14 protein-coding genes are annotated in these 12317 nt (G+C 62.1%); 8 read left to right on the plus strand and 6 right to left on the minus strand.

Features of this window, described 5'->3' with window-relative positions; translation table 11 throughout:
- The first annotated feature begins 1 nt into the window (after position 1).
- From trsM to ACI0FG_RS00815, 7 genes are read left to right on the plus strand one after another with little or no spacing between them, the layout of a single operon-like run.
- Entirely contained in the window at positions 2-691 is a 690-nt protein-coding gene (trsM, locus tag ACI0FG_RS00785) for a DVU_1556 family methyltransferase (RefSeq protein WP_419786652.1), read from the plus strand.
- On the plus strand, positions 681-1133 hold the full coding sequence (locus tag ACI0FG_RS00790) for a DVU_1555 family C-GCAxxG-C-C protein (RefSeq protein ID WP_419786653.1): 453 nt from the start codon (positions 681-683) through the stop codon (positions 1131-1133). Before trsM ends, ACI0FG_RS00790 begins: the two co-directional genes overlap by 11 nt.
- Entirely contained in the window at positions 1133-2488 is a 1356-nt protein-coding gene (trsS, locus tag ACI0FG_RS00795; protein ID WP_419786654.1) for a radical SAM (seleno)protein TrsS, read from the plus strand. The genes ACI0FG_RS00790 and trsS overlap by 1 nt, the downstream gene beginning before the upstream one ends.
- Entirely contained in the window at positions 2472-3764 is a 1293-nt protein-coding gene (locus ACI0FG_RS00800; RefSeq protein ID WP_419786655.1) for a DVU_1553 family AMP-dependent CoA ligase, read from the plus strand. Before trsS ends, ACI0FG_RS00800 begins: the two co-directional genes overlap by 17 nt.
- Positions 3765-3767: 3 nt before the next feature.
- Positions 3768-4763, plus strand: a complete 996-nt coding sequence (locus ACI0FG_RS00805; protein ID WP_419786656.1) for an XdhC family protein — start codon at positions 3768-3770, stop codon at positions 4761-4763.
- A complete protein-coding gene (locus ACI0FG_RS00810; protein WP_419786657.1) occupies positions 4763-5884 on the plus strand; it encodes a DVU_1551 family NTP transferase in 1122 nt (373 codons plus the stop codon). Before ACI0FG_RS00805 ends, ACI0FG_RS00810 begins: the two co-directional genes overlap by 1 nt.
- Entirely contained in the window at positions 5881-6501 is a 621-nt protein-coding gene (locus ACI0FG_RS00815; RefSeq protein WP_419786658.1) for a histidine phosphatase family protein, read from the plus strand. Before ACI0FG_RS00810 ends, ACI0FG_RS00815 begins: the two co-directional genes overlap by 4 nt.
- Before the next feature lie 157 nt (positions 6502-6658).
- On the opposite strand, the gene ACI0FG_RS00820 is transcribed toward ACI0FG_RS00815, so the two are convergent.
- From ACI0FG_RS00820 to ACI0FG_RS00835, 4 genes are read right to left on the minus strand one after another with little or no spacing between them, the layout of a single operon-like run.
- On the minus strand, positions 6659-7384 hold the full coding sequence (locus ACI0FG_RS00820; RefSeq protein WP_419786659.1) for a Rossmann-like domain-containing protein: 726 nt from the start codon (positions 7382-7384) through the stop codon (positions 6659-6661).
- 11 nt (positions 7385-7395) lie between these two features.
- Positions 7396-8064 carry a molybdate ABC transporter permease subunit gene (locus ACI0FG_RS00825; protein ID WP_419786660.1) on the minus strand — a complete coding sequence of 223 codons (669 nt, stop codon included), beginning with the start codon at positions 8062-8064 and terminating at the stop codon, positions 7396-7398.
- 5 nt (positions 8065-8069) lie between these two features.
- Positions 8070-8801 (minus strand): molybdate ABC transporter substrate-binding protein, encoded by a 732-nt coding sequence (modA, locus tag ACI0FG_RS00830; RefSeq protein ID WP_419786661.1) that lies wholly within the window; start codon positions 8799-8801, stop codon positions 8070-8072.
- Positions 8792-9505: an ATP-binding cassette domain-containing protein gene (locus ACI0FG_RS00835; protein ID WP_419786662.1), complete on the minus strand. Its 714-nt coding sequence runs from the start codon at positions 9503-9505 to the stop codon at positions 8792-8794. Before ACI0FG_RS00835 ends, modA (ACI0FG_RS00830) begins: the two co-directional genes overlap by 10 nt.
- 140 nt (positions 9506-9645) lie before the next feature.
- Between ACI0FG_RS00835 and ACI0FG_RS00840 the strand changes: the two genes are divergently transcribed.
- The gene (locus ACI0FG_RS00840) at positions 9646-10698 is read left to right on the plus strand and encodes a TOBE domain-containing protein (protein ID WP_419786663.1); all 1053 of its coding nucleotides are present in this window, start codon (positions 9646-9648) and stop codon (positions 10696-10698) included.
- Positions 10699-10789: 91 nt separating this feature from the next.
- On the opposite strand, the gene ACI0FG_RS00845 is transcribed toward ACI0FG_RS00840, so the two are convergent.
- On the minus strand, positions 10790-11533 hold the full coding sequence (locus ACI0FG_RS00845) for an ABC transporter ATP-binding protein (protein WP_419786664.1): 744 nt from the start codon (positions 11531-11533) through the stop codon (positions 10790-10792).
- 19 nt (positions 11534-11552) lie between these two features.
- Complete coding sequence (gene modA / locus ACI0FG_RS00850; protein ID WP_419786665.1) at positions 11553-12314, minus strand: molybdate ABC transporter substrate-binding protein; 762 nt, start codon at positions 12312-12314, stop codon at positions 11553-11555.
- Between the last annotated feature and the right edge of the window lie 3 nt (positions 12315-12317).

The raw sequence follows: 12317 nt of genomic DNA on the forward strand, positions 1-12317 counted from the left end.
CGTGGAAGCGGTCACTGCTCCGCTTTGGGAGCGGCCCGGCCTGCGCCATGCGGCCGGGGACACCCTGCGGCCGGGCGGTTTTGAACTGACCGATCGGGCCGCCGAATTCATCGGGCTGACGCCGGGCGTTCGGGTGCTGGATGTGGGCAGCGGCCTTGGGGCCACCGTGGCCCGGCTGCGCGCCCGGTACGGCGCGGATGCCTGGGGCGTGGAGCCATCTTGTGTGCAGGTGGAGCGGGCTTTCGGCCCGGCCCATCTGATACGGGGGCAGGGGGATGTCCTGCCGTTTCGGTCCAATGTATTTCAAGCCGTGTTTTGCGAATGCGTCCTTTCCCTGCTGCCGAATCCCGCTGCCGGGCTGGCGGAGTTCGGCCGGGTGCTCGCTTCCTCCGGTTATCTGGTTCTGACGGACCTGTGCCAGAGGGAGGGAGGCCGATGCGGATGCGGCACCGCTGCGTCTACGGTAACGGGAGGCGCGTCCTGCGCCGATCGGGCCGTGCCTGTGGCCGACACGTTGGAGCTGGTGGCGGAGCATGGTTTTGACGTGGTGCTGGTGGAAGATCACGACCGGTATTTGCGCGATCTGGCCGCCCGGCTTATTCTGGCGGGAGAACCTGCGGCCGCGTGCGGGCGCGGGTTGGGATATTATCTGTTGATTGCTCGAAAAAGAGGAGAAAACCGTGCTGGATGACACCGGCCTGAAGCTGATGGAACTGTCGGGCAGAGGGTACTGCTGCACCCAGATGATGGTCATGCTCGCCCTGGATGAAATGGGGCGGGAAAACCCGGATCTGGTGCGTGCGGCTTCAGGACTTTGCATGGGCATGGGCGACTGCTCCGGTCACTGCGGGGTGCTCACGGGCGGGGCGCTGGTGCTCGGGATGTATGCCGGGCATGGCGTGGACGGCGAGGCTGCCTTGGATACGCTTCCCCTGATGTTGGAGACCTATCGCGACTGGTTTGTCGAGGCTACAAGTCCCTTTGGCGGCATCTCCTGCGGCGATATTCTGGAGGGGGAATGCGGCCAGCCTCATAAAGAGCGTTGCGGCAATCTGGTGGCCTCGGCCAACGGACGGTTGCGCGAGATTCTGGTGGAAAACGGTCTTGATCCTGCCGAAGGCCGGGAGGAATAGTGAGTAAAAGCCCCCGTTCGGTCTGTCCGGTATGCCTGACCCCCATTCCGGCCTGGCATGAGACTTTGGGCAAAGAGACATTTCTGGTCAAGCAGTGCCCGGAGCATGGCGAGTTTCGCACCATCGTCTGGCGGGGTGAACCGGATTTTTATAAATGGGCGAGGACCAAGATCCCCTCGCAGCCCCGGCATCCCTATACCAGTGTGGACCAGGGGTGTCCGCTGGACTGCGGTCTGTGCGACGCCCACCGCCAGCACACCTGCACCGCGCTCATCGAGGTCACTTGGCGTTGCGATCTGGGCTGCCCGGTCTGCTTCGCCTCGTCCGGAAACAGTGCGCCGCCCGACCCTTCGGTGGATGACCTTTCCCGGCTGGTGGGCCGCGTTGAAGCGGCGTCCGGCTACTGTAATATTCAGCTTTCCGGTGGCGAACCCACGGTGCGGGACGACCTGCCGGGGTTGATCCGCATGGTGAAGGACAAGGGCTTTCCCTTTGTCCAGCTCAATACCAACGGGTTGCGCATCGGGCGGGAGCCGGGCTACGCCGAGGTTCTGGCCGAAGCCGGTCTGGACTCGGTTTTTCTCCAGTTCGACGGGACCGGCGATGCTGTTTATTCGCGTCTGCGCGGCAGGCCGTTGCTGAGTGAAAAGCTGGCGGCGCTGGATAATCTGGCCGTGGCTGGGATCGGCATTGTACTGGTGCCCACGGTCATGCCCGGAGTGAACGATCATGACCTCGGGGCTATCGTCCGTCTGGCTGCGGAACGTTCTCCGGCCGTGCGGGGTGTCCATTTCCAGCCCGTGAGCTATTTCGGCCGGTACCCGGAACCGCCGGGCGATGCGGCGCGAATCACCCTGCCGGACATCATGCGCGAACTGGTCGATCAGACGGGTGGGGAAATGCAGCTTTCGCATTTTTCTCCGCCCGGTTGCGAGCATTCCCATTGTTCCTTCCATGCCAACTATGTGGTGGGAGAGGATGGGCAGCTGCACCGGCTGGGAGAGCGGAGCGGCTGCGGATGCACGCCGGACAAAGCCCGTCCCGCATCCGAGGGCGCGGACAAGTCCAAGGCCTTTGTCAAACGGCAGTGGGCCGCACCGGATCTGGCCCGGGTGCTGCCCATGGCCCCGCAGGACGAACTCGACGCCTTTCTCGCCAGGGCCGCCACCCACACGCTGGCCGTCTCGGCCATGGCCTTTCAGGACTGCTGGACCCTGGACCTGGAACGGCTCAAGGGGTGCTGCATCCACGAGGTATCGCCGGACGGCAGGCTGATTCCGTTTTGCGCCTACAACTTGACATCCATGAACGGGGAAACCATTTACAGGGGCAAGTGCGATGCCGCCATGGCTTGATAGATGTTTGGCCCGGCGCATGGGCCGTGACGACAAGTCCCCTGTCTCCGATAAGGAATTGCGGTCGTGGCAGCGCGATCACCTTGCCCGGATCGTTGCACACGCCAAGGCGAACAGCCCGTTTTACGCCCGTCATCTGGCCGATGCGGACCCGACGGCCATCCATTCCTTCGAAGATTTCGCCAAACTGCCATTCCTCATGCCTGAAGATGTGGGGCGTGCGCCGGAGCAACTGCTCTGCGTGTCCCAGGACGAGATCGCGCGTGTCGTCACCCTGACCAGCTCCGGCACCACGGGCGAGCCAAAGCGCATCTTCCATACCGCCGAGGACCTGGAGGCCACGACGGACTTTTTTTCTTGGGGCATGTCCCGGATGGTGACGCCCGGCAAGACCGTCATGGTGTTGATGCCGGACGACCGGCCCGGCGGTGTGGCCCGTTTGCTGGGCGAGGCCCTGAAGCGGTTCGGGGTCAGGGCCGTGGCCCACGGCGTGATGCACGACGCGGAGCAGGCCCTGTATCATTGTCTGGAAGAGGATGTCTGCTGCATCATCGGCTCACCCGCGCACGTCAACCTGCTGGCCATGGCCGCTGCGTCGCGGTCCTTTTCCGGCTGGTCTCCGCGCGCTGTCCTGCTCTGCTGGGATTCCATCCCCGATGCCGTGGTGCACAACTGCGAGCGGGCGCTTGGCTGCGAGGTCTTTCGCCACTGGGGCATGATCGAGACCTGCCTGGGCGGCGGGGTGGAGTGTTCGCCCGGTTCGGGACTGCATCTGCGCGAGGCGGATATCTACCTGGAGGTCGTGCATCCGGTGACAGGCGCCCTGCTGCCGGACGGCGAGGTCGGCGAATTGGTGCTGACCACCCCGCTGCGCATGGGGATGCCCTTCATCCGATACCGCACGGGCGATCTGGGCCGGTTGATACCCGGCGAGTGCTGGTGCGGCAGTCCGCTCAGGCGGCTGGACCCGCATGTGCGCAGGGCCTGCGTCGATGCGGACGGGGTGATCCTGGAGGAGTTGAACGAAGCGCTTTACGCGGTGGACGGGCTTGGCGACTTTGCCGCCGCACTTGATAATGGCAAGCTGTCCGTCCGCTACTGCGGCCTGGGCAGCAGATTGGAGGAAAAAGTCCGGTCCGCCCTTGAAACCGTGCCTTCGGTGAGGCACTCTCTTACCTCAGGGAATATGGCGCTGGATCTGATTTTTGGGGGAGAGCTTGTACCGGCCGTGCCGGGGCTGGGCAAGCGGTACATCCGAAACGGCGTGGAGAAATGATAGATGAAATCCCTGATCCGGTCCCTTTGCGGACTTCTTGAAGACGGCGAATCCTTTGTTCTGGCCACAGTGGTGGAGAGCTCCGGCTCCACGCCCCGTTCCTCGGGCGCGAAGATGGCGGTGCGCGCGGACGGTTCCATTCTGGGAACCGTGGGCGGCGGTCTGGTGGAGGCCGAGGCCTGCCGCGATGCCCGTGCCCTGCTGGATGGCGAGGAAGAGGACGGCGTAGCCCGCCTTTCCTTTGTTGATATGACATCCGAGCTGGCTGCCAATTCCGACATGATCTGCGGCGGCGGTCTGACCGTGCTGCTGGAGGTGGTGGAGCCGGGCGGCCCCTGCGCCCTGGCCCTGTCCAAGGTGGATTCCCTGATGCGGCGCGGCGTTCACTCTGCCCTGAACACCCGCATCCAAGGCAACGGCGACGATATGCGCGCTGTGAACCACGTCATCACCACCGGTCCGCAGGAGAGCCGCACGCCGTCCTTCTTGCGCGACGAAGAGGGGATGCGTCTTGCGGAACCCATGATCCCGCCAGCGCCGCTCTTCATCTTCGGGGCAGGGCACGTCTCCCTGTTCACGGCCAAAGTCGGGGCTATGGTCGGCTTCCGCACCGTGGTGCTTGACGACCGTGACGACTTTGCCAACCGCGACCGTTTCCCGGAAGCGGACGATGTGGTGGTGCTGGAAAATTTCAAGGACTGTTTTGCCGGGCAGGACGTGGGCGAGGACGCCTTTATCGTCATCGTCACCCGCGGGCACCTGCATGACCGCACCGTACTGGCCCAGGCCCTGCGAACTCCCGCCGGATACGTGGGCATGATCGGCAGCAAGAGCAAGCGCGATAAAATCTATGAATCCCTTCTGGCCGACGGCTATACCCAGGCGGACATCGACCGCTGCCACTGCCCCATCGGCCTGACCATCGGCGCGCAGACGCCGGAGGAGATTGCGGTGAGCATCGCGGCCGAGTTGATTCAGGAGCGGTCGGGGGGCAAGTGATGCGACTGGCGGCCGTTGTCCCTGCGGCGGGGTTGTCCTCGCGCATGGTGCGGTTCAAGCCGCTGCTCCCTCTGGGCGACGGGACCGTGCTTTCCCGTTGCGTCCGTTGCCTGCGCTCCGTCGGCGCTGGCCCGGTCATCGTGGTTACGGGCAAGCGGGGCGAGGAAGTGGCCGAAGCCGCGCGGCTGGCCGGGGCCCTGCCGGTTCACAATCCGGACTTCGAGCAGGGGATGTTCTCCTCCGTGCTGGCCGGAGTAGCCGCCCTGCCGGAGGACATCGATGCCTTTTTCATGCTTCCGGTGGATATCCCGCTGGTCCGGCCCGAAACCGTAACCCGGCTGGCGTATCATTACGCCAAGGAATATCCGTCCATACTCTATCCTCGTTTTCTGGGCGAGCGAGGGCATCCGCCGATCCTCAGCCGTGCCCTCATTCCGGAGATTCTGGCCCATGACGGTTCGGGGGGGCTGCGGCGTGTGCTGGAACGACACGAGGCCGAAGCCATGGATCTGGATGTGGCGGATTTCGGCACCGTGCATGATCTGGATACCCCGGCGGACTATGAACTGGGTTTGTCCGTTCTGGATTTGGGCTATCCTACGGACGCGGAGTGCGATCAGCTTTTTGCCATGTATGGTCTGCCCCGTAAGGTCGAGGTCCATTGCCGGGCCGTGGCCCGCGTGGGGGCTGCGTTTTGCGAACGGCTCAATCAACGCGGGGGAGCGGCCCTGCTGGACCTAGCCAAGGTACGGGGCGCGGCCCTGACCCACGATATCGGCAAGGGTGGCCGGAATCACGAAAAAGTCGGGTCGGAGCGGCTGCTGGACAACGGATTTCCCTTTGCGGCCGAGGTTGCCCTGGATCATTTCGACATGCAACTCGGCCCGGACGAGCCTATCAACGAAAAGGCCGTGGTTTTTCTGGCCGACAAACTGGTCAAGGGCGAATCCTTCATTCCGCTGGAAGCGCGGTACGTGGAAAAAATCGAGCTGTTCGGCCATGAGCCAGACGCCCGGCAGGCCATTACCGGCCGTCTGCACCGGGCAACATCCATGCTCTCCCGCTTTGACCATGAAATGGGCGTATCCGCCGAGGCCCTTGCCCGGGAGGTGCTGGAATGATCGTGCTCATGCGCCATGCCGAGACCGAAGGCGGGGAGGGGCGTTGCATCGGGCGTACGGATCTGGCTCTTTCGCCCGAGGGGCGGGAGCAGGCTGCTGCGGTCGCGGGAATTCTCGTGGATGCCGGGTTTTGGCGGCTGTGTTCCAGTCCGGCGCGGAGGGCCGTGGCCACGTTGTATCCGCTGGTCGAGCGGCTGCGTTTTGTCCCGGAGATCGTTGCCGAACTCAATGAAATCAACATGGGATCATGGGACGGGTTGTCCTTTGCGCGGATAAAGGAGCAATTCCCACATGCCTATGCCGAACGGGGGCGCTGCTTCGCATCCTTTCGGCCGCCGTCCGGTGAGTCCTTTGCCGATGTGGCGGACAGGGCCATGGCCGCTCTCGGGCGCATGGCCGAAGGGCGTCGGCCCGTGCTGGCCGTTACCCATGCGGGAGTCATCCGTTCCATCCTTTGCCGCCTGACTGGGCATTCCCTGGACGACCTGTTTCATTTCAAGCCGGGCCACGTTTCCTGCACGGTTATCAATCCAGGTGAGGGCGGTTTCAGGCTGGTCGGCACCGGGCTTCCCGCAATGGAAGTGCTCCCGCTCCTGGGGCCGATTCTGTATCAGTAGGATGCCTCCGGCGGCTCAAGAACCTTTTGGGAAAAGGTTCTTGAGAATCTCCAAAACTTTTTGGTGCCGCTTCGCGGGGGGGGGATTTCAGTAAAAAAAGATTCCCGTCTGGTCTGGCCGGACGGGAATCTTTCTTTAATTGTTTTGTCGCTAGAGATTAGGCCGACTTCGGACAGTAGCGGTCCCAGCCCATGAGGGATGCGGCGCCGGAGATGGTGGTGCCGTAGAAGAGTACGGGCTTGTCTGTCAGGAACATGCCGATGGAGTCATTGGCCAGGGTGGTGCCGGTGACCAGGAGCATGTCGCCCCAGGCGACCACCTCATCCGTGGCTTCACCACCCTCAATGAATACGCCCCGTTTGGTCTGGCCCACATTGTCCGGGTCCAGATCCACCAGCCGAAGATTCATGGAGCCGTTCAGCGCCTCGGCCAGGGCGGGCTGGAACCCGATCATGGCTATGCGTTCGGCCTTGTAGTGGCTGTGGATGTAATCCACGATGCCCTTGCTGCATTCCTTGGGACCGGTATCCTTGCAGTGGATGGTGCCCCCGGCCTGATCGGTGGCGCGGCACACGGCATTGAGCGTGGCCACGAACACGGCGCGGTTGAAATTGTTGTCAAAGGGAAGGCCGATCACCTGGCTGAGCGTTCCGGCAAAGTTGCCGTAGTGGTCGGTGAAGGCCTGCCCGTGCTGGCCGCGAAAGACAGCGTCCATCAGCTTTTCCTTCCCTTTCTGGATGGGGAAGTCCGTGCCTTCGGGGTTGCCGATGGCTTGTTCCACGGTCAGGGGGCCTGCGGTGACGGTAATGGATTCGCCGAGTATGCCCTTTCCTTGCCAGATGGCATGGGCCTTTTGGCGTACGGTTTCGAGTGTGCTTGACATGATGACTCCTCTCATACTGCCGAAAGCCGCTTCAGGGCAAGGAATATGCCCAGGGAAAAAATGCCGATGATGGCGGACAGCACGAGAGCTCGGTCGAACTCACCGCTGAAGACGGCGTTGTAGATTTCAAGGGACAGGGTGTTTGTCTTGCCGATGATGTTGCCGCCGAGCATCAGGGTGATGCCCACCTCGCCCAGGGAGCGCCCCAGGGCCAGGAACCAGCCTGCCAGCACGTTGCGCCGGATGTTGGGCAGCAGCACACGCCAGAAGGTCTGCCAGCGGTTTTTCCCGAGTACGCTCGATACCTCGGCCAGACGCTGCACGTCGCCGCGCAGGGCCGCTTCCACCGGTTTGACCATGAGCGGCAGCCCGGAGACGAATGAAGCCAGGACCACGCCCGGAAAACTGAAGACGATATTGAAGGGAAGCACGCTCCCCACTGGTCCGGCCCGGCCTAGCACCATCAAAAGGAGGAACCCGGTGGCTATGGGAGGGAAGACCAGTGGAAGCGTGACCGCAAAATCCGTTGCCGAGCGCAGGGGACTGGTACCCGACGTCAGATAATACGCCAAAAAGACGCCGCAGACCAAATGGAGCGTTCCGGCTACCGCAAGAGTTTCAAGGGTAAGCCAGAGCGGTCCAATGGTCTGCGGCTGGCCCAGGATCTGGAGCAGGTCCATTAATCCTAGAGCCCGTTCGCCCGGATGATGGACTGGGCGTTGGGCGTCTCCAGAAAGGAGAGAAAAGCCTTTGCCGCCACCTTGTCCGGGCAACTGTCCATGACGCCCACGATGATCCGGATGGGAGAGTATTCCGACTCATCGATGATAACGTACCCGCCGAGATGGTCGCGTACGTTGAGGGCGTGCGTGAGGTTAAGGAACCCCATGTCCACCTCGTTCGTGGATAAGTAAGCGAACACCTGGGGTACGGTGGCTACTTCCACAAGGCGAGGTTTTATGGCCGGGAGTCGGCCGGTTTTTTTCAAAAATTCACGTGCAGCGCGACCGTATATGGCCTTGCCGGAGTCCGGCATGGCGATTCGACCCGCTTCGGGATCGTCCAAGTCCGAAATCTTCGAGTATTTTGATCCCTTGCCAAAAGCAAGCACCAATTTGCCGTGTCCCAGTTCCATTTCTTCGGAAAGGGACAGTTTCGCCTTGCCGACCAGATAACTGCGATCCCCAAGCACCATGCCCACCTTGCCACTCTCCTTGGCCAGTGTGGTGACCTTGCCCATGTTGCCGTAAATAAGGTCCAGGCTTTGGCCTGTCTCTTTCAGATACAGGGCATTCAGTGCATTAACCATTTTCTTATACCCGCCACCGGCCGCGAGCACAAGCCCCTCGGCCGAGGCGGCCGTGGCCAGACAGGCTACTATTATCAGGGCGAGGAGGAAAGGCTTGGTCAGACGCATGGGGATTCTCCTGGGAAAAAGGTTGGAGCCTGAGCCGCGGAGGAAGTTTCGTCGTGGGCAAGGTGGCGGCGGAACCAGTCCGCCGAGATACAGCCTTGCTCCAGGGCGATGACTTCGTCGCCGAGGCGCTCGGCTTCGTTCAGGTCGTGGGTCACGTGCAGGATGGGGATGTTCAGTGTCCCCTTCAATTCTTCAAGCTTGTCGCACAGGAAACGGCGGGTTTCCTGATCCAGGGCGGAAAACGGCTCGTCGAGCAACAGCAGGTGGGGTTGCCGTGCCAGTGCCTGGCAAAAAGCCGCGCGCTGGCGTTCGCCGCCGGAAATATCACAGGGACGCCGGTTCGCCAGATGGCGGATGCGGAAGGTGTCGAGCAGGGATTCGGGGTCATACCCGTCCGGCGCGCCGAAGGTGATGTTCTGGCGTACCGTAAGATGCGGGAAGAGCGGATATTCCTGAAATACCAGCCCGATGCCCCGGCGGAAGGTGGGGGTGGCGATTCCCCTGGCCGTGTCTGTCCAGACGGTTTCCCCCAGGGTCACGGTACCCTGGTCCGGCTCTTCCAGCCCGGCAATGAGCCGGATGAGCGAGGTCTTGCCCGCTCCTGACGGTCCGACCATGGCGGTCAGCTTGCCTGCAGGACATACCAGTCGTGCGCGCAGCTCGAAACGAAGCAGCGACTTGTGGATATCAACAGTCAGGGTCATGGTTCTCTCCCGGCAGTGTCCGGACGCGGGGTGGTGTTCCGGACTTGTGTCGCCTTCCTGTTTCACCTATGATTTGTTATGTTATGTCGCAACTATGTCACGCGAATAGATAAACGAGTGACTCGTAAAAGGAGCTCGCGGTGATTAATGACAACCGTCCATCGGGCAAGGCCTGCCCGAGGGACTTCTTCAGCGTATCCGAGCACGTCAAGTATCTGGAGCCGGTTCAGCTACAGGCGTTCGAGGAAGCCTTTGCCAACTGGAAAGATGCGGCCAAACGGGTTGACAGTGCCCGGGCAAGGCTGCGCATGTGGTTGATTTTCTTGCTGCTTCGGCACACCGGGGCAAGGCTTGGCGAGGTCTTGTCGTTGGATGACACCAAGGCCTTTGACTCGGAGAGAGGGCTGGTACGGTTGGGCACCACCGGGCGGGAGCGCGAAGTGCCGCTGCCGGAAGAGGTGTGCCGCGAGATTCACGACGTGCTGGAAGGACCTGTCGGGTGTGGTGCACGTGGGGATTTCTTCCAGGTCGATCCCGGCTATTTCCGGCGCATCTGCTACGCCCGGGGCAAGGAGTGCGGACTGCCTCGCGATATGGCCGGGCCCCAGGTGCTGCGCAACACGCGCGCGGTTGAGATGCTTCGGTCCGGCGTGCCCATCACCGTGGTCAAGGAAGTGCTCGGCCAGTCGTCGCTCAACCTGACGGCCGCCTTTCAGCAGTTTTCGCCCGGTGACGTGGCTTCCATCATGCAGCGGGCCGTGCGGCAGAAAACCAGTGCCCGCAACGCCTTTGTCGGCCACGTCGTGGACGTGGTAAGCGATACCGTGATGGCGGAGGTGGTGCTGGAAACCCGCTCCGGCCAACGCCTCAGCTCGGTCATTACCGTGGACAGCTTGCGCAATCTCAAGATCGAGCCGGGCGTGCCCGTTGCGGCCACGGTCAAGGCTCCACTGGTCAATGTGGTGGCCTGCGAAGGGATCCGCACCGCAGCCAGTGTCCGCAATCGGCTTTCGGCAACCATTCTGCGCGTCACCGAATCTCCGGTGCTGGCCGAGGTCCTGGGACGGACCGAGGATGGTTCGGATGTCTGCGCCCTTATTTCCATGGAGAGTGCTCGGGTGCTGGAGCTGAAACCCGGCGACCATGCCGAGTTTTGGTTCAAGGCTCTGTCGGTGGTGCTGAATACGGTTTAGGCCCGGATGCGGTCGGCCTCCCCCAAAACGAAATGGGCCCCGGCGCACGAACAATGCGTCGGGGCCCATTACATTTGGCAAAAAGTTCGGATCAGGTATAGGCTTGCTCAACCTGACGGCGAAGCGTGTCCTTGAGGCTGACGCCGGAAGCCCTGATTTCGCTGGCCGAATGAACATCTTCCACCTTGCCGTTGCGGTAGACCACGATGGATTCGGCAAAGGATTCCACCTCGTCGGAGTCGTGCGTGACCATGATTAGTGGGATGTTGAAGCTTTCCAGTGATTTGGAGAGTTCCTCCCGCATGCGGATGCGCAGGGGTTGGTCCAGGGCGGAGAACGGTTCGTCGAGCAGGAGCAACTTGGGCGAAGTGGCCAGGGCGCGGGCCAGGGCCGTACGTTGCTGCTGCCCGCCGGACAGTGCGGCTGGGCGCTGGGTGGCCACGGCAGTGAGTCCGAAGACCTGGATCAACTCTTCAACGTGGTCCCGGTCTTCGCGCGTCAGCCTTCCAAAGAGCGGCTTCAGGCCGAATCCGATGTTTTCGCGCACGGTCTTGTGCGGGAAAAGAGCGTAGTCCTGAAACACGTATCCCAAATGACGGTTGCGCGTGGGTACGTTGATGCCTTTCGAGGAATCGAAGAGGGTTTCGCCGTTGAAACGGATGTATCCCTCGTCCGGCTTGAGCATGCCGGCAATGGAGCGCAGGGTGAGTGTCTTGCCCGACCCGGAGGGGCCGAACAGGACCAGTGCGCGGTCCTTGGTGGAAAACTGCGAGCGGAGGAGAAACTCGTCTCCCCCGCTGTGCAGTCGCTTGGTAATGTTCAGTTCGAATTGCATGAACGGGATGGTTTCGGGGTTAGGGCTTCTTGAAGCCGCGGGCTTCCAGCTTGGAGGCGCCTTCGGGGCTGAGGATGAAGGCAACGAACTTCTTGGCCAACTCGGGGGAAGAGGCTTCCTTGAGCACGGCGATGGGGTAGGTGACGGGCTTCTCCAGGGGGATCTCGGCAATGATCTTGACCTTGTCGCCTGCCTTTACGGCGTCGGTTCCGTATACGAAACCGCAATCAACCTCGCCGCGGGCCAGGTAGTCCAGCACCTGACGGACGGATTCGCCGAAGATCATTTTCGGGGTCAGGGACTTGTAGATGCCTTTGGCCTCCAGAGCGCCCTGGGTGTACTTGCCGGCTGGCACGGTCTTGGGGGTGCCGATGCCGATGCTCTTGACGTCGGCGCCGGTCAGATCATCCAGACCTTTGATTTTGGCCGGGTTGTCGGCCGGGGTGGCCAGCACCAGGGAATTGTGGGCAAAGACCTGATCCGCGTCTTTGGCTACAAAGCCGTTGTCGACGGCCTTTTTCATCCATTTGGGGTTGGCCGATGCAAACACATCGGACGGTGCGCCCTGTTCGATCTGGCGGTAAAGAGCGCCGGAAGAGGCGAAATTCATGATTACATCGACGCCGGGGTTGGCTTTCTCAAAGGCGGGCTCGATGTCCTTGAAGGCATCGGTCAGGCTGGCGGCGGCGGATACGATCAGCTCCTGGGCTCTGGCATTGCCGACCACGGCAACGCTCAGAACAAGGAAGGACAGCAATACGGAAAGGGTAAGGCGTTTCATTTC

This window comes from Pseudodesulfovibrio sp. 7M6 (genome assembly GCF_050058625.1).
Taxonomy (GTDB): Bacteria; Desulfobacterota; Desulfovibrionia; order Desulfovibrionales; family Desulfovibrionaceae; genus Pseudodesulfovibrio; species Pseudodesulfovibrio salinus.